The sequence below is a fragment of the Clostridium sp. CTA-19 genome (assembly GCF_054767855.1).
Genome location: NZ_BAAABH010000045.1, coordinates 1 through 20,078, shown reverse-complemented (window position 1 = coordinate 20,078; position 20,078 = coordinate 1). Strand labels below are relative to the sequence as shown.

The 20,078-nt window shown below is 27.7% G+C and carries 14 protein-coding genes and 1 riboswitch; of the genes, 11 read left to right on the top strand and 3 right to left on the bottom strand.

What is annotated here, in order from left to right:
- The first annotated feature begins 615 nt into the window (after window positions 1-615).
- Window positions 616-2,028: a potassium/proton antiporter gene (locus ACYUE0_RS16490; protein ID WP_199869472.1), complete on the top strand. Its 1,413-nt coding sequence runs from the start codon at window positions 616-618 to the stop codon at window positions 2,026-2,028.
- 294 nt (window positions 2,029-2,322) lie between these two features.
- On the opposite strand, the gene ACYUE0_RS16485 is transcribed toward ACYUE0_RS16490, so the two are convergent.
- Window positions 2,323-3,243: a LysR family transcriptional regulator gene (locus tag ACYUE0_RS16485; protein WP_010298082.1), complete on the bottom strand. Its 921-nt coding sequence runs from the start codon at window positions 3,241-3,243 to the stop codon at window positions 2,323-2,325.
- Between the two features lie 449 nt (window positions 3,244-3,692).
- Here ACYUE0_RS16485 and ACYUE0_RS16480 point away from each other — a divergent pair, with 449 nt between their 5' ends.
- The 6 genes from ACYUE0_RS16480 (at window position 3,693) to ACYUE0_RS16455 (ending at window position 8,759) form a co-directional block, all read left to right on the top strand.
- The gene (locus ACYUE0_RS16480; protein WP_460271647.1) at window positions 3,693-4,883 is read left to right on the top strand and encodes a M20 metallopeptidase family protein; all 1,191 of its coding nucleotides are present in this window, start codon (window positions 3,693-3,695) and stop codon (window positions 4,881-4,883) included.
- A 172-nt stretch (window positions 4,884-5,055) separates the two neighbouring features.
- Entirely contained in the window at window positions 5,056-5,628 is a 573-nt protein-coding gene (locus ACYUE0_RS16475) for a nitroreductase family protein (protein WP_460271645.1), read from the top strand.
- A 347-nt stretch (window positions 5,629-5,975) separates the two neighbouring features.
- A complete protein-coding gene (locus tag ACYUE0_RS16470; protein ID WP_460271643.1) occupies window positions 5,976-6,359 on the top strand; it encodes a VOC family protein in 384 nt (127 codons plus the stop codon).
- Between the two features lie 153 nt (window positions 6,360-6,512).
- Window positions 6,513-7,211, top strand: coding sequence for a lantibiotic protection ABC transporter ATP-binding protein (locus tag ACYUE0_RS16465; RefSeq protein WP_010298070.1), 699 nt, complete (start codon window positions 6,513-6,515; stop codon window positions 7,209-7,211).
- Window positions 7,212-7,222: 11 nt separating this feature from the next.
- Window positions 7,223-7,981: a lantibiotic immunity ABC transporter MutE/EpiE family permease subunit gene (locus ACYUE0_RS16460; RefSeq protein WP_460271641.1), complete on the top strand. Its 759-nt coding sequence runs from the start codon at window positions 7,223-7,225 to the stop codon at window positions 7,979-7,981.
- 1 nt (window position 7,982) lies between these two features.
- Window positions 7,983-8,759, top strand: coding sequence for a lantibiotic immunity ABC transporter MutG family permease subunit (locus ACYUE0_RS16455; protein WP_460271639.1), 777 nt, complete (start codon window positions 7,983-7,985; stop codon window positions 8,757-8,759).
- 87 nt (window positions 8,760-8,846) lie between these two features.
- Here ACYUE0_RS16455 and mgtA read toward each other — a convergent pair whose 3' ends face one another.
- Together mgtA and ACYUE0_RS16445 are read right to left on the bottom strand one after the other, a co-directional pair.
- Window positions 8,847-11,492: a magnesium-translocating P-type ATPase gene (gene mgtA / locus ACYUE0_RS16450; RefSeq protein WP_061995295.1), complete on the bottom strand. Its 2,646-nt coding sequence runs from the start codon at window positions 11,490-11,492 to the stop codon at window positions 8,847-8,849.
- Between the two features lie 394 nt (window positions 11,493-11,886).
- A riboswitch (M-box (ykoK) riboswitch) is annotated at window positions 11,887-12,047 on the bottom strand.
- Between the two features lie 298 nt (window positions 12,048-12,345).
- Window positions 12,346-13,086: a class I SAM-dependent methyltransferase gene (locus ACYUE0_RS16445; protein WP_061995296.1), complete on the bottom strand. Its 741-nt coding sequence runs from the start codon at window positions 13,084-13,086 to the stop codon at window positions 12,346-12,348.
- A 388-nt stretch (window positions 13,087-13,474) separates the two neighbouring features.
- On the opposite strand from ACYUE0_RS16445, the gene ACYUE0_RS16440 reads away from it, so the two are divergent.
- The 4 genes from ACYUE0_RS16440 to ACYUE0_RS16425 all read left to right on the top strand — a co-directional run bounded on the left by ACYUE0_RS16440 (window position 13,475) and on the right by ACYUE0_RS16425 (window position 19,774).
- The gene (locus ACYUE0_RS16440) at window positions 13,475-14,176 is read left to right on the top strand and encodes a response regulator transcription factor (RefSeq protein WP_061995297.1); all 702 of its coding nucleotides are present in this window, start codon (window positions 13,475-13,477) and stop codon (window positions 14,174-14,176) included.
- Window positions 14,166-15,275, top strand: a complete 1,110-nt coding sequence (locus tag ACYUE0_RS16435) for a sensor histidine kinase (protein WP_460271636.1) — start codon at window positions 14,166-14,168, stop codon at window positions 15,273-15,275. Before ACYUE0_RS16440 ends, ACYUE0_RS16435 begins: the two co-directional genes overlap by 11 nt.
- A gap of 81 nt (window positions 15,276-15,356) precedes the next feature.
- Window positions 15,357-17,297: a serine hydrolase domain-containing protein gene (locus ACYUE0_RS16430; protein WP_460271634.1), complete on the top strand. Its 1,941-nt coding sequence runs from the start codon at window positions 15,357-15,359 to the stop codon at window positions 17,295-17,297.
- Between the two features lie 107 nt (window positions 17,298-17,404).
- Window positions 17,405-19,774, top strand: a complete 2,370-nt coding sequence (locus tag ACYUE0_RS16425) for a peptidoglycan-binding domain-containing protein (RefSeq protein ID WP_460271632.1) — start codon at window positions 17,405-17,407, stop codon at window positions 19,772-19,774.
- Window positions 19,775-20,078: the final 304 nt, after the last annotated feature.

Genomic DNA, 20,078 nt, shown 5'->3' with positions numbered 1-20,078 from the left:
AAAGAATTAGAGAACCCTTTTAAGGGTATAGTTAAGTAATCAGTCCACAATGGCTTGAATGAAATGAAAGCTAACACCATTTAGGTGTTGGAAGTAATACGCCCTTATAGGGCTTGAGCAAGCCACCCGTTTTACGGGTGGTTATGACTTATAACATTAATATATTTTATCAATCAATCTTTTTTCTTAAGATGAATTTCTACAAAAACAAATAAAATCAAAATAATTAATACTGTAAATTTATAATAAAAATTTCTAATAGTTATATTTCATTTATCACACCTCGTTTTAATAAATATATTTATAGATTATAAAATATACTATATAAATGGGTATTATATACAATAATTAAATGTATTTCAATGAAGGTCTTTTATAAAGATTATTATCTAAAAGTTTTATGAATTTAATTGCATAAAATTTATAAAATAAATCATCATAAGGTTATAAAACAATTAAAAAAGATTATTGTAAGGCATTTATATTTACAAGTTTTACATTATTTATATGATAAATCTTAATAAATTGTTACTATTTAATTAAATGGCTAAATATTAGTGGATACTTTGGTATAATTTATTGTATATACACTAAATATTTTTTTAAGGAGGTATTATGATTGAATTAATGATTGCTTGTGGATTAGTTTTATTAATCTGCATAACATCCAGCAAGGTTTTTTACAAGTTTGGAGTTCCAATGCTTTTAGTTTTTATTGTCCTAGGAATGCTATTTGGATCAGATGGTGTTGTAGGAATATATTTTGATAATTATGAGCTAACTAGACTAGTGTGTTCTTTTGCATTAGTTTTCATAATGTTTTATGGTGGATTCGGAACAAACTGGAAGATGGCAAAGCCCACAGCTATTCCATCAATATTAATGTCAACATTAGGCGTTATAGTAACAGCAGGTCTTACAGGATTATTTTGTAGTTTTGTACTTGGAATGAATCTTTTAGAAGGTCTGCTTATAGGTGCAATAGTAGCATCAACTGATGCTGCATCGGTATTTACAATACTCCGTGCACAAGAACTAAATTTGAAGGGTTCATTGGCATCTTTATTAGAGGTAGAAAGCGGCAGTAATGACCCTATTGCATATATGTTAACTTTAGTTATATTAACATTGATGTCTAATTCAGGTGTAGGTAACATAGTTCCAATGGTATTAGCACAAATAATATTTGGATTATTAGTAGGAACTGTACTTGCAAAAGCATCTGTATTTATAATAAAAAAGGCAAATTTTGAAGTAGAAGGTTTTTACACTATATTTATAACAGCTATTGCATTACTTTCATATTCATTAAGTGAATTTATTGGAGGAAATGGATACTTAAGTGTATATATGGCTGGAATAATTATAGGTAATAGCAAAATACCACATAAAAAAAGTTTATTTCACTTTTTTGATAGTATTTCTTGGATAATGCAAATAGGACTATTCTTTATGTTAGGTCTTCTATCATTTCCATCCCAATTACCATACGTTATTGGAATAGCAACAGCAATATCAATATTTATGATATTTATTGCAAGACCATTAGCCACATTTATCATATTAAAACCATTTAAATTTTCAAATAAAGAAAAAGTTTTTATTTCCTGGGTAGGTCTAAGAGGTGCCGCGTCAATAGTTTTCGCCATTTATGCTGTAACTTATGGAGTGCCTATAGAAAATGACATATATCATATAATATTCTTTATAGCACTATTCTCTGTAGCAATTCAAGGTACATTAATACCAAAAGTAGCACAGAAACTAGATTTAGTAGATAATAAAACTACGGTTCTAAAAACATTTAATGACTATAAGGAAGAAAAATGTACTGAAATTAAGGAGATAAGTGTTTCAGAAAATAATAAATGGGTAGATAAAACTATTATGGATGCAAATATTCCAGAAGAAATTCTAATAGTTATGATAAAACGCAAAGGAGAAATAGTGGTACCTAAAGGTTCTACTGTTATAGAAAGTGGAGATACTCTAGTTATGGTTAGTAACGGAGAAGAGTGTTTATCATAATTTAAAAGAAAAGTTTAAAGGTAGATAGGGTCAAGCACTCAATCTACCTTTTACGTTATATGTAGCTTTAAGTTTGAATTTGAATAGAGTAAATTTAAAATTTCAGAGAAAATCACAAGTAAAGGTTAATAACAAAGTGTAGCACTGTAATAAATTGGACAGGCACCACCAATGTAGCTTCATTAAATAAAGACCAGCTCTTTAAATTTGCTTACCATAAATTAAAAAAGTTAGCCAGTCTTCAAAGCAGGTAAGAATTAATAAATATATAACTTTAACTCTGAGGATTGTTCACTATAAAATACTTTTGAAGTTTTCCAAGAATTCTTCTGCAATTGGAGAAAGTTCAGAGGATATAGGCTTTATATAGCCAAAGGAACAAGTGATATCTTCATTTAAGTCGATGCTTTTAAAAGTTCCCTGAAAAGATTCTATGTTAGGCATAGGTGTCAGATTATCAAATTTAAATGTAAAGGTAATAGCATTTAAATCTTTAAGTAAAAATAATAGTGAACAATAATCATCTACTGATATTTTTTGTTTAAAATCGTCAAATTTAATTTGGTTTAGAAAAGACGAATATAAAAAATACTTGTCTGATATATTTAAGTGAGCCAAAGGGTATTTAAGTAAGTCACTTAATGATACAGATGATTTTATAGATAATGGGTGGCTAGAATCCATGTATGCACATAACCTTGTATTAGACAAATGTATAAATTCTAAGCCATTCATTTTTAGTATATTATCTATTAAAAATTTTTGAGTATTAGGAATACTAATAAATCCTATATCACAATGACCATGATTAATATTATCTATGATACTAAAAAAATCTGTTTGTTGTATTTTAAAATCTAATTCAGCGTCCCTATATTTTTTAATTAAATCAACAAGGGTGTAAAATACTGTGGAACTATATTGAACAGAAATAAAAAAGTTTATTGGTGAAATAGTGTTATTTTTTTTAGCTAATTTATTTATAGAATCCATAGAGGTGTTGATAGATTTAGCATGTTGTAAAAATATAGCACCTTCTTTAGTCAATTCTATGCCTCTAGGTAATCTTTTAAAAATAGTAAAGCCAAGTTCATCTTCTAAAGATTTTATTGATAAACTTAAATTAGGTTGGCTCATAAGTAACGACTTTGCAGCTTTGTTAATAGAGCCAAGTTTTGCAACTTCTATTATATAATTTATCTGTTCAAGCTTCATAAAATCCATCTCCCTTTTAAAATTTCATATCAATAGTTTATACCAAATAATATATTAATAAAACAAGTAATAAAAAAATATATATAAGGAAACTTTATAACTATATATAAAAAATAAAGATTAGTTATATAACAGAAGTAGAAATATAATTTATATATAAGTTATTTAAAGGGTTCTAATATAGGGTTCCAAGTTGACTCTTAAATTTATTCATTTCAAAACTTGGATACCTAAAATAGTGAGACCTGCTCCGAATCACTTAAAATTCAACACTGCATCTTGTGTGAAAATATTTTAAAGTTATTGAATAAATTTAAATTGGAGCTTGTTTCCCTATATAATTTATCAGATGATAAAATTTAAGATTATTTCCCTATAAAAGCTTTATCCAAGCTAGAGTTTTTACTTGAAATTGTTAAATTACTAGTTCTTTAAAGGAGACGATGAATATGAAGATGATAGATAGAGCTAAAAATATTGAAAAAGATATTATAAATTGGAGAAGAGATATTCATAAAAATCCTGAAGTGGGATTAAATACACCAGCAACTCAAGAATATGTAAAAAAAGAATTAGAAAAAATGGGAATAGAATGTAAAACTTATAAAAACTGCTCAGGTATAAGTGCTGTAATAGGAAAGAAAGAAGGAAAAGTTATAGCATTAAGAGCAGATATAGATGCACTTCCTATTAAAGAAGAAACAGATTTAGAATTTAAATCTACTAATGGAAATATGCATGCATGTGGCCATGATGCTCATACAGCTATGCTTTTAGGAGCAGCTAAAATTTTAAAAGAAAACGAAGATATGTTAAATGGAAAAGTAAAACTTATATTCCAGCCTGGTGAAGAAATTGATGGCGGAGCAAAAGTTATGATTGAAGAAGGTGTGTTAGAAAATCCTAAAGTGGATGCACTAATAGCTCAACACGTTGCAATAGCTAAAGGTTTTGAATCAGGTAAAATAGCATTGAAAGAAAATCAAGTTTTAGCATCATCAGATAAAGTTTTTATAAAAATTAAAGGTAATGGAGGTCATGCTTCAACACCAGAGCTTTGTATTGACCCTATAATGGCATCTGCTCAACTTATAAATAATATTTATAGTATAGTTAGCAGGGAATTAAGTGCCACTGATTCAGTAGCTTTAAGCATAGTAAATGTAAAAAGTGAGCAACCAGAACACGCTGTTACTAATATAATACCTAATTATGTAGAAATGATGGCGTCAGTTAGATCTTTAGATAATAATTTAAGAGATTATATAAATGAAAGAATAGGTCAAATAGTAGAATCTAATAGTTTGTCTATGAGAACAAGCTATGAATATAAGTATGTATATGGCTATCCAGCACTTATTAATAACAATAATATGGTGAAACTAGTGGACAATACATGCAATGAATTATTAGAAAAAGGTTCCGTTGTAAAATTACCTAAGCCTGCTATGGGTTCTGAAGATGCATCTTATTACCTACAAGAGGTTCCAGGAGTATATTTTGCATTAGTAGTTGGTGATTTAGGTAAAGAAGGTTATTATCCACTTCACAATCCTAAAATGAAACTTGATGAAGAAGTGTTATATAAAGGAACTGCTGTTTTAGCAGAAAGTGCTATAAACTATTTAAATGAAAAATAAGAAATTAACTAAATTTATATATAAGAGTATACTCCTATGAGTATATTCTTTTTTTATAATAAATTAATAGAAATGTTATCTTAAATCCTTATAATAAAAAGAAAAATACAAACACTAAATAATAGATAAATTTAACCTACAAACAAAAGAGTATTATAAAAGGAGATTAAAAATGGAAAAGATTTTTTTAGATGTAATAAAAAGTAGAAGGAGTGTAAGGGCATATAAAGATGAACAAGTAAAAGACGAGCAACTTAAACTTATATTAGAAGGTGGAATGTGGGCTCCAAGTGGGATTAATCAGCAGTCATGGCATTTTACTGTGGTTCAAAATAAAGAACTGTTAAATGATATAAGTAATGAAACTAAAAAGATTTTACAAAAGGGTGAAAATGATTATTTAAGAAAGTTAGGTGAAAATGAAAACCTTCAAATATTTTATAATGCACCTACAGTAATATTAGTTTCAGGGGATGAAAAAGCTGCAACTCCTATGGAAGATACTTCAGCAGCAGTTCAGAATATGCTTTTAGTGGCAGAAAGTATGTCTATAGGAACTTGTTGGGTTGGAACAATACAAGGTTTATTTTCTCATCCACAATTAGGTGAAATATATAAAAAGAAATGTAATATACCAGAAGGTTATAAAGTGTATCATGCTGTTTCAGTAGGATATAAAAAAATAGAAGGTCAAAAGGCTCCAAGAAGAAAAGAAAATAAGATAAATTATATAAAACATTTATAGGAAAACAAACTCAGATTTAAGTTTATTCATCAAATTTTTTTTATTAGTTGATAAAAATAAGTATAACTATAGGTAGTGAATAGTTAATAGTTAAAAGTTAAAAGTTTAGGATGAAACTGGAATCCAGTTTTCTTTAATCTAATAATATAATTTGCTTTGCAAATTTATATAAAATAAAAAAAGTACATTTAATATTATTAGGAATATAGTGAGTAATAATAACCACAACTATTAATATGATTTTAATCTTAAGTTTTTTCATTTGATAAGTAAATTAAAATAAGTAATATAAAATTTTTATAATACAAAAGAAGAAAATGTTTTTATAAAGCATGAGGAGGAATACTATGATTAACAAAATTGGAAAAATAACATTATATGTTAATAATCAGCAAGAGGCAGTAGAGTTTTGGACTAAAAAATTAAATTTTGTAGTTAAGTTTGAAAAACAAATGGGATCTAATATGAAGTGGGTAGAAGTTGGACCAAGTGAAAATGAATTTACAACTTTTGTTTTATACGATAAAAACTTAATGCAAGCTCAAAATAAAGAAGCTATTATTTCTCATCCATCTATAATTTTAAGTACTAATGATATAGAAAAAACTCATAATGAAATGAAAGAAAATAATGTTCAAGTAGAAGAGATAATGAAAATGCCATATGGAAGTATGTTCTCTTTTAAAGATCAAGATGGAAATAAATATTTAGTTCGTGAAGATAACTATTAAATAAAATTATAAAAATTACAGTCTATTCTTAAGAGGGTAGGCTGTTTTTACTTTACACTAAAATATTTTTAAAAAAAATTAAAAACTTTATAAAGTCTTTAAAATTAGTTGTTAATATACACATATCAGATATAAATATAAGAGGTGTAAAGAATGAGTGAATATATAGTACAAACTAAAAAATTAACTAAGAAATTTAAAAATCAATTAGCAGTTAAAGATGTTAATTTAAATATTAAATCAGGAAAAATTTATGGATTATTAGGACCTAATGGTGCTGGGAAATCTACAACTTTAAAGATGTTAACTGGGTTGTTGCATCCAACATCAGGGGAGATACATTTTGATGGACATCCTTGGACTAGAAATGATTTAAAAGATATTGGTGTTTTAATAGAGTCACCGGCGCTTTATGGAAATCTTACAGCAGTAGAAAATCTTAAAGTTCATGCAAAATTATTAAATGTATCAAATAGAAGAATTGAAGAAGTTCTTGAAATTGTAGGTTTAAAAAATACAGGTAAAAAAAGAGCATCTCAATTTTCTTTAGGTATGAAACAAAGGTTAGGTATAGCAATAGCCCTTTTAAATAATCCAAAATTATTAATTTTAGATGAACCAACTAACGGATTAGACCCAGTAGCAATACAAGAACTTAGAGATATGATTAGATTCTTTGCAAAAGAAGGAATAACAGTAATTTTATCCAGTCATATATTATCAGAAGTTCAACAAGTTGCTGACTATATAGGAATTATTAATGATGGAAACCTTATGTATGAGAATGAGATAAAAAAAGATGAAGATTTAGAATCATTATTTATGAATGTAATAACTAGAAAAATTGGGTAGGGTGATGAAAAATGTTTAATATGATACAATCAGAAAACTTAAAATATAAAAGAACTTTTTCAAGAAAAATGCTAGTTTTAATGCCACTATTAATAGCTCTTTTAGGAATATTTTTACTTAGGTATTTTGACCCTAATGCAGAGGTGTTTTCCAATTATTTTTCTCAAAGTGCTATTAATTATTGGTGTATAACTATAATGCCAATAGGTATGGCACTGTTAGCTTCTCTCTCTGCTATGAAAGAAAAAAAGTCAGGACAATACAGAGCTTTAAAATCTAAAAATGTTAACATAAGTAAAATGTGGATTAGTAAAATAATAGTTATATCATTTTATACTTTAATTACAACAATATTAGTTATGACCGTAATAATAGCATTATATTTATATGAAAATAAATTTATAGGTAATTTATCACAAATATTAATAGCATATCTAGTTGTTTGGGTAACTACATTAGCATTAATTCCTATATATTTATTTCTTGCAGAACTATTTGGAACCTTTGCTGCTATATTATCAAGTATTGTTGGACTTGGAGTAAACGTATTTATTTCAATTAAACCAATGTGGTTTATATGGCCTTGGAGTTGGAGTGCTAGATTAATGTGTCCTATAGTAAAAGTTCATCCTAGTGGAGTTTTACTAGAAGGTGTAGATCCACTTTTAGATTCATCTGTAATAACGTTAGGAATGGCCATATCAATAATAACTTTTTTAGTATTATCATTTTTAACAGCAAAATGGTTTGCCAAAAGGGAGGTCCTATAATATGAGTATTTTAAATAAAATATCTTCAGATTGGATGCGAACAAAGCATACACCTATAAGAATAATGGTATACTTTTCTCCAATAATATATCCTATTTTAATGCTTTGGTATTCATCTTTTAGTAGAGGCAGTGAGTTATGGCAATTAAATATTCATAGTATTTTTAGCCAAGGGCTAGGACTCTTGTTACCAATGGTTGTAGCACTACTAACAACACTTATAATTCAACAAGAAGAACAGGCAGCATCTTTTATTGGATTATTAGCAGAACCAGTTTCTAGAAAAAGTATATATGTTAGTAAGTTACTTATGGTTATTTTTATAACTATAGTTGATTTACTTTTAGCTACAGCAATATTTTTATTAGGAATGAAATTTGTATTACATGTAGAAAATATTTATTATATTAAATTCTTTGAATCAGCATTGTTATTAGCACTTGGAACCTTATTCTTATATGGTTTTCATCTTATAGTTGCTTTTATGTTTGGAGTAGGACCTAATATAGTAATTGGCTCTATAGGACTTATAGCAGCAGGATTAATGGCAACAGGTTTAGGGGATGGAATATGGCAGTATATACCGTGGGCGTGGTCTATTAGATTAGGTGGAATGATAGGTGCAACTTTTCCGGAATACCCTTATTCATCTGTAATAGCGAATTATTTTAATAGTGAATTACTTAAAGGAGTAGTTCCAGCTGTAATATTATTTATTTTAGTATTAATAATAGGTAGTTTATGGTTTGAAAGATGGGAAGGTAGAAAAGAAGATTAATAAGGGAGTAAACAAAGAGGTTTGAAAAAATATATTTTTTCAAACCTTTTTTTATATAGTTTCAAGATAAATTTTAAGTTTATTTTATTATAACCAACTATTAAACTTCTTAATATACCATGTTTTTACAAATTGTGTTACTATGCAATATGATAATAAAATACCTACAAGCCATGGGAAGTAAGATAGTGGTAATGCTTGTAAACCTACTGAAGCTCCGAAGGCTGTGAATGGTATACAAATACCGACTACCATTATAAGGCTTGTTAATAAAAGAACAGGAGTTGTAGCTCTACTTTGAACAAATGGTATTTTTTTAGTTCTAATCATATGAACTACAAGGGTTTGAGATAATAATCCTTCAATGAACCATCCTGATTGGAATAAAGATTGCATTTCTGGAGCATTAGCTTTAAATACAAACCACATAACAAGGAATGTAGTTATATCAAATATAGAACTTATTGGTCCTATAAATATCATAAATCTTCCAATATCATCTGCATTCCACTTTTTAGGCTTTCTTAAATATTCTTTATCCATAGTATCCCATGGAATGGATATTTGAGAGATATCGTAAAATAGATTTTGTAGTAAAAGATGTATAGGAAGCATAGGTAAAAATGGTAAGAACGCACTTGCAACCAATACACTAAATACATTACCTAAGTTTGAGCTTGCAGTCATTTTTATATATTTTATGATGTTACCAAATATTTTTCTACCTTCAATAACACCTTCTTCTAGAACCATCAAGCTTTTTTCAAGTAAGATTATATCCGCAGATTCTTTTGCAATATCTACAGCAGTATCAACAGAAATACCAACATCTGATTGGCGAAGAGCAGCAGCATCATTAATACCATCACCCATATAACCTACAGTATGACCTTTATCTTGAAGTATCTTAATTATTCTTGATTTTTGAAGTGGAGAAAGCTTAGCAAAAACGTTAGTAGTATCTACTAGAGAAGATAATTTTTCATCGCTCATATCATCCAGTTCTGTTCCAAGAACAACATTACTAACCTCTAAACCAACTTCTGAACATATTTTTTTAGTTACTGAATCATTGTCACCTGTTAATATTTTTACTGCTACACCGTTATTGTGTAGTGCTTTTATTGCAGCGGCTGCAGAGTCTTTTGGTGGATCTAAGAATCCTATATATCCCATTAGAACCATATCATTTTCGTCTTTTACACTGAAATTATTCTCATCTGGAATATTATTTTTTTGTGCAACTGCAATAACTCTCATACCGTCATTATTTAGTTTTTCTACCATGTTAAGAACTTTGGTTTTAATTTTATCAGTAAGTTCTACAACATTTCCTTTGTATTCTGCATAAGAGCAACTTTCAAGCATTTCCTCAACAGCACCCTTTGTTATAAGTTGTCTTTTTCCTTCATGATTTTTTAATACTACAGACATTCTTCTTCTAGAAAAATCAAAGGGAATTTCATCTACTTTTATATAATCTTTTTCAAGCTTATCAAAACCATTGGTTACTCCATGTTCTAAAATTGCAACATCCATTAAATTACGTAAGCCTGTTTGATAAAAACTGTTTAGATATCCATGTCTTAAAACTCTTAAATCTTCTTCACCGTGGATATTTAAGTGTCTTTCAACAACTATTTTATCGCAAGTTAAAGTACCTGTTTTATCAGTACATAATACGTCCATTGCACCGAAGTTTTGTATTGCATCAAGTTTTTTAACTACAGTTTTATGCTTTGCCATTACAACAGCACCTTTTGCAAGGTTTGTTGTTACAATCATTGGTAGCATCTCAGGAGTAAGACCTACAGCAATTGATATTGCAAAAATTAGTGCTTCTAACCAGTCACCTTTTGTAATTCCATTTATTAAAAATACTACAGGAACCATTATAAGCATAAATTTTATAAGTAGTGCGCTTACACTGTTTACTCCTTTTTCAAAACTAGTTTGAGTTTTAGTGCCAACTAAAGTTAATGCCATTGAACCTAAATAAGTGTTATTTCCAGTAGCTATAACCACAGCTGTAGCACTTCCACTTATTATATTAGTACCTAATAAACATATATTATCAAGATCTGTGACAGTTAAATCTTTAGTGTCATTTTTTAATGTTGAATATTTTTCTACTGGCTCTGATTCACCAGTTAAGGAAGATTGGCTAATGAATAAATCCTTACTACTTATTATTCTTACATCAGCAGGAATCATGTCTCCAGCGGCAAGATATACTATATCTCCCGGTACAATGTCTGCCATGTTTATTTCTTTAACCCCAGATTCTTTTCTACATATAGCAGCAGTTGTTTTAACTAATGCTTTTAACTGCTGTGCAGCTTTTCCTGATTTAAATTCTTGAAAAAATTGTAAAAGACCACTTAGCGTTACCATTATTGTTATAACAGCTACAGTTGTAAAGTTTTTCTCTGCTGGAGAGACTAATATAACATCTGTGATTAAGGACACTATAGCAAGTGCTATTAAAACTAAAATAAAAGGATTGATAAAGGCTTTAAGTAATTGAATATACCATGGTGATGGTTTTTCATGGGCAAGTTCATTTAGTCCATATATTTCAGCTCTTTTTTCTACCTCTTCTTTGGATAGTCCATTAACTTCTGTATTCAACTCTTTATAAACTTTATCTAAATCCATTTTGCTAAAATTAAAAAGTTTATTTGTAGAATAATTTGCTTTGCTTTGAGTGTTCACTTTTCTTTTTTTTATCATAATTCACACCTCCGAATTCTTAAAAAAGACAATAAACAACTAAAGGTTAATAAGTGCATTTTTAAAAACCCTAATTTATTATTTCTATATATAGTTTTACTATTTTTTTATTTATAATACTTGTGAATTGATATTAGTAAAGAAACAGTGAAGATGGTATAGATATGATTCTATTAATTGCATTTATTTTAAACGTGAATTTTTATAAGATGGAGTCACATTATAATCAGTTTAAAAGACTGGATGTGACTAAATAATATATTAAATTTTTGTCATAAATATGCGTATCTTCACCGTCTAAACTACTACCGTCTACTTCCATTCTTTTTCACCTCCAATATTTTTAAAATAACGTAAAAAAACTTCGTCAACTTGAACGTGACGAAGGCATATAACAATACATTCTCGTTCAAGTTTTGGCTCTGCAAGGCGATGAAGTTGCGTTAAGTTAAGCCTTCTTTGTTCGGCAAAACCTGCTAACCAGTTCAGAATGTTTCCATCCTTTTACGGCAGCAACCCGTATCCTTGTAGTAACCTCCCCTACCGAGGCGATATTCATTTACATGAAAAGTATAGCTATGTTTGTTGAATATGTCAATTGAATTTTTTTTAAACAAATTAATAAAAATGATTATATGAAGAAATTATATTGGACTATGTAAATGTTTTAATTATAGCAAAACACACAAAGAACAAGCTCGAATAAAGTCGAAATTTGTTCAGAAAAAATTAAAAAATATTTTAAGAAATTGATTTTAAGTTTTATTTATAACTTTTAACTAACTATAGTTGTATTTAGTATTTTAAACTGACAATAAAAAGGAAGCACATATCTAATGCTTCCTTTTTATTGTTATACTTGGCATTCATATAAAAACATTTCAGCGTTATTATCTTTTGCTATTTTTTTAGAAAAAGAAGAATATACTTTTATTTCACTAAAACCTATTTTATATAAAATCTCTTCCAATTCTCCTAATTCATATAATCTTATTTGAAAATCCATTGATTCAGCTTTAATAATTTTTTCCTTATCTCTTAATTCATAAATACTAGGAGAATAGAGAATTTTATTTGTTGGGTTATAAATATTTTTAGTTTTTAACACCAAATCAAGTCCATTTCTTGTTTTGACTTTTTCAATAATTTTATATTCATCTTCATTCTGGCCTTTATTGGCTACTGTATCAACAGCAAATACAAATTTGCCACCTTTTTTCAGTAATGTATATATCTTTTGTAGAATAGATTTGCATATATTCATATCAGTGAATAAAGATACGGAACCAGAGGATATAAAAATATAATCAAACTGTTCTTTAGGATTATAACTTTCAAGGGATACATTAGTAACTTGAGCTTCTGGTAATTTTTCAGTCAGCTTACTTAACATTTCTTTAGATAGGTCAAGTCCTTTAATATTAAATCCACTTTCATAAAAGGGTATTAAAAATCTTCCACTACCACATAAAGGTTCAAAAATTTTCATTTTTGATGTTGCATATGAAAGATAAAAAGCTAGTTCATCTTCTGGAGCTTTTTCGTGTAAAATCTCATACATTTCTGTACATAAGTTACCATAATAATTTATCATAAATTTTCCTCCTAAACTTTTTTCTAAGTATAACAATTTTAAAGTGAGAAAACTGTTCCAATATTGCTAAATTACTATAGTCTACCTTCTATATAAAAATGGCTAAATTAAAAGATTATATTAATTTGTGTAAATGTTATAATTATATAGAGAAACAAGCTCAAATTTAAATTTATACATCAAATTTTTGTTATCAGTTAAGAAAAAATAAGCACAACTATAGTTAGTTAAGAATCACTAGGAGCAAGACGAATAGTAATAACCTCAACTGTTAACTATTCACTCTTAACTTTTAACTAAAAAAATCTGTTAGTTATTGATAAAATATTAATTTAAGTTTTCTTATTTGATAAATATGAAAAATTTATAAAGAGAATAGGGGTAATTTATGAGTAGTGAAAAAATTCTTATAGTAGATGATGATAAAGAAATATTAGATTTAGTTAGCTTTTATTTAAAGAATGAAGGATATGATATTTTAAAAGCCAATAATGGAGAAGAAGCAATTAAAATTATTGAGGGTAATTCTATAGATTTGTTAATTGTTGATATAATGATGCCTGGAATTGATGGAATTGAAGTTTGTAGAAGGGTAAGAATGAAAAAAAATATTCCAATTATAATAGTAAGTGCAAAATCTTCAGAGATAGATAAAGTTATAGGTCTCAGTTCCGGTGCAGATGATTATATGATAAAACCTTTTAGTACGATAGAACTAGTGGCAAGGGTTAAAGCACAACTTAGAAGATATATTTATCTAAATAATAATGAAAAAGAAAATGTAAAAAAAGATTTGATAAAAATTAATGGATTACAAATAAGTAAAGAAAATTTTACTGTTAAAGTTTATGGAAGAGAAGTTAGTTTAACTAAAACAGAATATGAAATTGTATTGCTTATGGCTGAAAATCCAAACAGAGTTTTCCCTTTAGAAGAAATTTTTGAAAGAGTATGGAAAGAAAAATATTTTCATGGTAACAATACAGTTATGGTACATATCGCTAGAATTAGAGAAAAAATTGAAGAAAATCCTAGGGAACCTAAAATTGTAAAAACTGTTTGGGGGGTAGGATATAAAATTGAAGATTAATTTATTTAAAGGAATTCAGTTTAAAATATTAAAGTCATTTTTATTAAGTATTTTATTATCATTTTTTTTAGTTCTTTTTTTAGTATTAAAATTTTTAAATATAAAATACAATGTTACTTATACTAATTGGGGAAATTGGGCCAATGAAAATCTTATGTTAAATACATATATATTAATTATATTTTTTCTAATGTTTATTTTAGTTACTACAATGTTTTTTTATATATTCACAAAGAAGTTTATAAAACAGATAGATGATATAAATAAAAAGATTTCTATAATTTCAGAGGGTAATTTTAGTACAATAATTCCAGTAACTACAGATGATGAGATTGGAAAGTTATCTAATAACATTAATATAATGTCTAAAAAACTTGAGGCTCTAATTAAAAAAGATGCGAAAAATGAAAAACTTAAAAATGATATGATAAGCAATATTTCTCATGATTTAAGAACACCACTAACATCAGTGATAGGCTATGTGGAAATTATGAAAAATTTGCAGTATAAAGATAAAACAGCTTGTGATAATTGTATAGATATTATATTGAAAAAATGCGATGAGCTAAAAAATTTAGTTGAAGATTTACTTGAATATACAAGCATAAATTTTAAAGGAATTAACATAAAAAAAGAGCCTATAAGCATAAAAGATGTAATAGAGCAGATAATGATTGGTTTTATACCAAACCTTGAAAAAGTAAAAATGTCATTTAGCATTAAAGCACCAGATGGAAAAATATTTATAGATGGTGACATGAATTTAATAATAAGACTTTTTGAAAATATAATAAATAATAGTATTTTTTATGGACAAAAGGGTAAAAAAATAGATGTTGAAATTGGTGAAATAAATAATATGGTTTCCATAAAAATAATAAATTATGGAAAGAGAATATCACCAGAAGATCAAGCCTATATTTTTGAAAGATTTTATAGAGGTGAAAAATCTAGAAATGTAAACACTGGAGGAAAAGGTATGGGACTTGCCATTGCTAAAAGTATTGTTGATTTACATAAAGGAAAGATTAATGTGGATAGTGATGATAATAAAACGGTGTTTGAAATTTTATTGTTACTTTCAAATGAAAAATTGTAAGATTTTCTTAAGAATTTATTAAACGGTTTGTAAGATGTTTTTTCTAAACTTATTTTGAGTTAAAGTTTAGGAGGAAAATTTATGAAATATGTTAATAAGTTCTTATTTTTTTTAGTCACTGTTTTTACTTTTATAAGTTTATTAAGTCCGTGCAATGTATTTGCTACAGAGCTTAACAATGAGGATTTAAAAATATTTTTAGATAATATAACAAAAGAAAACTTTGAAAAATATAAATTACCAAGTTTATCTATGATAGTTGTTAAGGATGGAAAAGTAGTTTATGAAAATTCCTTAGGGTATGAGGATGTTGAAAATAAAATTAAAGCTAATATAAACACTACTGCGTATAGAATAGGGTCTACATCGAAACTTTTTACAGAGACTGCAATAATGCAACTTTATGAACAAGGAAAAATTGATTTGAAAGAAGATGCTAATAAGTATTTAAAGGATGTTCAGATTGAAAATAAATTTACAAAAAAAGTAACTGTAGAAAATTTACTTACACATACTTCTGGAATAGATGAAGCTACAACTACATATATTGGTGCAAAAACGGAAAAGGATATGATGTCTTTATCACAGTTTTTCAAAAAACACACACCAATAGTTGTAACTGAACCAGGAAAGGTATGTTTATATAGCAATATAGGAATAGATTTGTTAGGAAAAATTATAGAAGATGTATCTGGTTTGAAATATGAAGATTATATAGAAAAAAATATCTTTAACCCTTTAGAAATGAAAAATAGTAAAGTCGCATTACCTTTAAACAATATGGCAAAAAACTATGATGTGCTGGCTCAAAGTGAATATTATTACTATAATGATAACCCTGCTGGTGGAATAAACTCAACGGCATCGGATATGGCAAAATTTATGATAGCCCATCTTCAAAAAAGTGATAAAAAAGAAAATAATATTTTAAATGAGTCTACATTAGAATTAATGCATAAAGAGCAATTTTCAAATGATAAAAGTTTGTTAGGCGTTACCTATGGGTTCTGGGAAAAAGACTTTAATGGAAAAAGAGTTATATGCCATGAGGGGGCACTTGCTATAGGCTTTTTTGGTGATATGCTACTTTGTCCTGAAGAAAATGTTGGGGTTTATATTGTATCAAATAATTTAACTAAAGCGGCACCGGCTATAACCAATATAGAGAATGATTTTTTTAATAGATATTATCCTAAAACCGAAGATAAAGAATATAGTAACAAAAAACTTGATTTAAATGATGAAAAAAGATACATAGGAACTTATAGGTCCTATCATGATAGTGCTAAAGGCAACTTTTCAAAATTTTTGAGTTTTTTAGGTTCTATTGAAGAAAATGAAGATGTGAAAATTAGATACGATGAGAAGAAAAATTCTTTAATTTATAATGGAACAAGTCATTTAAAAGAAAGTGAAGAAACTATTTTAATAAAAGTTTCAGATAATCTTTTTAAAAGAGAAGATAACAATGAATTAGTTGCTTTTAAAGAAGAAGATGGCAAAATTCAATATGTATTTTTCAATAATATGCCTTATGATAACTTTGAAAAAGTGACTTTAAAGGATAACTATAAATTAAACTTAACAATATTTATCATTGGAGTAGCTTTTTTTATTATTCAAATAATGAAAACTATAATCTTCTTTTTAAAAAGCTTTTATAAAAAGAAAATTTCGTGTAATGAAGTAAAAAGTACAGATTCAATAGGTGTTATAAGTAAAAAATTTAGGTTAACAATTTTTTTAATAAGTTTATTAAATGTAATTTCTTTATTTATAATTACATATTGGATAATATCTTTTGATATGTACTATAATGCTACATGGTATATAAAAATAGCATTGATTCTTTTAATACTTTCAATAATTTTAAGCCTTATTGGTAGCATTTTATTTTTAGTAAGTATTAAAAAAGAAAAAACTAATATTTATTATAAAATTTCTGGAGTCATTAGTTTAGTAGTTATATATTCTTTCCTATTATTTTTGTACAATTGGAATTTAATCGGATTTAAATGTTAGTAAAATTAAGAAGGTGAGCTTTTAGCATATAATAAGTTTACATTTATTCACAATAAGATATGAAGCTGTATAAAATGATATGAGAATAATTTTAAAAGGTGAAAATATTGGGAAAAGGGTATATATTAGTAAGATTATTTAAATTTAAAAATGCTTTGCCAAAGACAACAGGTAAACTTAAAATTACCGATTCAGATAGTGGTAATGTAATCTATGAAAGTGATGATGCTTTTGATATTAGTGGAAGAAGTACATTAATAGAGGTACCAACTCCAGATAAAAGTCTATCTCAAAAGCCATATGAAGAGGGGGTAACACCCTACGGACGATATAACATATATATTTCAACTAATAGTTATAGGGACGTTGAGGTAGATAATGTAAGTGTTTTTGATGAAACTACTTCAATACAAAATATTGAGGTAACTGAGGAAAATGAGCTTAGTAAACTTGGCAAGTCTACAGAAAAAATTGTATTGCCACCACAGCAATTGGTATTTAATGCCCCAAGAGATAAACAAGTGGGTACAATGGTAACACCTTTTGTTTTAGAAAGGCCATATATACCAGAATTTATTATAGTTCATTTAGGACCACCAAGTGTTCCAGCTGAAAATGTAACGGTAGGATTTATTGATTATGTTAAAAATGTTGCGTCAAGTGAAATATATCCAACATGGCCAGAAGAGTCACTAAAAGCAAATATATATTGTCAAATATCTTTTGTATTAAATAGAATTTATACAGAGTGGTATAGAAATAAAGGATACCCATTTCAAATAACAAATTCTACAGCTTATGATCAATATTTTGTTAAGGGTAGAAATATATTTGATAATATAAGTAAAATAGTGGACGAAATTTTTAGTGAATATATTGTAACTATAGGCAATAAAACACCGTTTTTCGCACAATATTGTAATGGAACAACTGTTACATGTGCTGGATTATCACAGTGGGGAACCGTAACATTAGCTAATAATGGAATGAAAGCTTTAGAGATTATAAGATATTACTTTGGATATGATAAAGATTTAGTTAGAGCTACAGCAATTGAAGGAATTCCAGAATCATATCCAGGAAGTCCTTTAAGACTTAATGATGAAAATGAGAATGTTGCAGTGATTCAAAAACAATTAAATAGAATATCAAATAACTTCCCTGCTATTCCTAAAATACCTGTCACAAATGGTAAGTTTGATAAAACAACTGAGGATGCAGTTAAAACATTTCAAAAGATTTTCAATCTAACTCAGGATGGTATTGTAGGTAGGGCTACTTGGTATAGTATATCTAATATTTATGTTGCTGTTAAAAGACTGGCAGAACTTGAACAGGAACCAGAACCTGAGGAACCTGGTGGAGAAGGACAATATCCAGGACAGATACTGAAATATGGTTCAACAGGAGAGAAAGTTCGAGAAATGCAAGGTTATTTAGCTGCAATTTCTAAAGAATATAATATACCAACCATTAGACCAGATGGAATATTTGGAAATATGACAAAGGAAGCTGTTATAGCGTTTCAAAGGTTGTTCAACCTAGTTCCTGATGGCTTAGTAGGAGTGGAAACTTGGAATAAAATTTATGAAGTTTATAAAGGGTTAGAAGAAGAAAATCCAGAATATCCAAATCCAGAATTTGATGGTAAGTATCCAGGATATTTATTAAGATATGGCTCAACTGGAGAAAAGGTTCGAGAAATGCAAACTTATTTAGCAGCTATTTCACAACAGTATAATATACCAACTATTAGACCAGATGGAATTTTTGGAGAAGCAACTCGAAATGCAGTTATACAATTCCAAAGATTATTTGGGTTAGCACAGGATGGAATAGTAGGAGAAATAACTTGGAGAAAAATATATGATGTTTATACTGGTTTAAAAAAGGCTACTTTAACAGAACCTCCTATTTACTCACCAGATTACCCTGGTTATGTTTTAAAAGAGTATTTAACAGGTGAAGATGTGAAATGGCTACAGACCTATTTACAATCAATATCAAAATTCTATAAAGAAATACCTAGTATTGAAGTAGATGGAGTCTTTGGTAAAAGAACTAAAAATGCTGTAATAGCTTTTCAAAGAATTTTTGGGTTAAGTGAAGATGGTAAAGTTGGATTAAATACTTGGGAAAAGCTATTAGAAGTATATAACAGTTTAAGTGGCGATAGAAATATAAATATATCAGATATATTATACCCTTATCCAGGCGTTGATTTAGAACTTGGCGATACAAACGGGTATGTTAATGTTTTGCAACAATATATAAATGTCATTGCCAAAAATAATTACAAAGTGAATGAAGTTGAAGTTACAGGTGAGTTTAATGATGAAACTTATAATGCTGTGAAACAACTTCAAAGAGAGCTTGGATTAAAGGTTACTGGAATAGTTGATGAAAGAACTTGGAATAAGACAGCAGAGCTTTATGAAGCTTTGTATAGTGGAAAGAGACTTAGAAAATCTAAATAAATATGTTAAACCGTACTTAAATTAAGTGCGGTTTTTTATGCAATAAAAAACCAATACATTAATAGGTAATTGATAGTTAAGAGTTAAAATAATGGACAATGGACAAAGGACAATTAAAAAAATTAAGGATTAAGAACATTATATAATTGACATTTGACAAAGGACAATTGACAATTTAGGTTGAAACTGGATCACCAGTTTCTTTTTAATTTAAGGGAGTAAATTTTGAGTTTATGATATTAAATTAAACAAAGTTATATTCAAAGTTTACAGCCGTAACAAGAAGGACAGGCGTACCAAAGTA

What these genes read in the sequence shown, in the direction of transcription:
- ACYUE0_RS16490 (WP_199869472.1), top strand. Translation starts at nt 616, where the DNA reads ATGATTGAATTAATGATTGCTTGTGGATTAGTTTTATTAATCTGCATA.
- ACYUE0_RS16485 (WP_010298082.1), bottom strand. Translation starts at nt 3,243, where the DNA reads ATGAAGCTTGAACAGATAAATTATATAATAGAAGTTGCAAAACTTGGC.
- ACYUE0_RS16480 (WP_460271647.1), top strand. Translation starts at nt 3,693, where the DNA reads ATGAAGATGATAGATAGAGCTAAAAATATTGAAAAAGATATTATAAAT.
- ACYUE0_RS16475 (WP_460271645.1), top strand. Translation starts at nt 5,056, where the DNA reads ATGGAAAAGATTTTTTTAGATGTAATAAAAAGTAGAAGGAGTGTAAGG.
- ACYUE0_RS16470 (WP_460271643.1), top strand. Translation starts at nt 5,976, where the DNA reads ATGATTAACAAAATTGGAAAAATAACATTATATGTTAATAATCAGCAA.
- ACYUE0_RS16465 (WP_010298070.1), top strand. Translation starts at nt 6,513, where the DNA reads ATGAGTGAATATATAGTACAAACTAAAAAATTAACTAAGAAATTTAAA.
- ACYUE0_RS16460 (WP_460271641.1), top strand. Translation starts at nt 7,223, where the DNA reads ATGTTTAATATGATACAATCAGAAAACTTAAAATATAAAAGAACTTTT.
- ACYUE0_RS16455 (WP_460271639.1), top strand. Translation starts at nt 7,983, where the DNA reads ATGAGTATTTTAAATAAAATATCTTCAGATTGGATGCGAACAAAGCAT.
- mgtA (WP_061995295.1), bottom strand. Translation starts at nt 11,492, where the DNA reads ATGATAAAAAAAAGAAAAGTGAACACTCAAAGCAAAGCAAATTATTCT.
- ACYUE0_RS16445 (WP_061995296.1), bottom strand. Translation starts at nt 13,086, where the DNA reads ATGATAAATTATTATGGTAACTTATGTACAGAAATGTATGAGATTTTA.
- ACYUE0_RS16440 (WP_061995297.1), top strand. Translation starts at nt 13,475, where the DNA reads ATGAGTAGTGAAAAAATTCTTATAGTAGATGATGATAAAGAAATATTA.
- ACYUE0_RS16430 (WP_460271634.1), top strand. Translation starts at nt 15,357, where the DNA reads ATGAAATATGTTAATAAGTTCTTATTTTTTTTAGTCACTGTTTTTACT.